Origin of the sequence: Streptococcus mitis (genome assembly GCF_001579035.1) — a bacterium.
GTDB classification, from domain to species: domain Bacteria; phylum Bacillota; class Bacilli; order Lactobacillales; family Streptococcaceae; genus Streptococcus; species Streptococcus mitis_J.
This window is the reverse complement of record NZ_KQ970368.1, coordinates 1-204: the sequence shown is the minus strand read 5'-3', so window position 1 is coordinate 204 and position 204 is coordinate 1. Positions and strand designations below refer to the sequence as shown.

Here is a 204-nt window from a genome sequence, read left to right as displayed (position 1 = left end):
CGGAATGTCTTTACCGACTGAAGCACAGTGGGAATATGCTGCTAGAGGAGGAAGACAATCTGAATATCCTTGGGGAGATACTCTTTTAGAAGGTGGATATTATCATGCCAATACTTGGCAAGGAAGATTTCCTTATGAAAATACTGCCTTAGATGGATTTATAGGAACGGCTCCTGTCTATGAATTTTTACCTAATGATTTTGG

The 204-nt window shown here is 39.7% G+C and carries 1 protein-coding gene; it reads left to right on the top strand.

All coding sequences use genetic code 11. From position 1 onward, the window contains the following. A partial coding sequence (locus SMIDD26_RS11095; RefSeq protein ID WP_246747052.1) for a formylglycine-generating enzyme family protein occupies window positions 1-204 on the top strand: 204 nt, incomplete at both ends.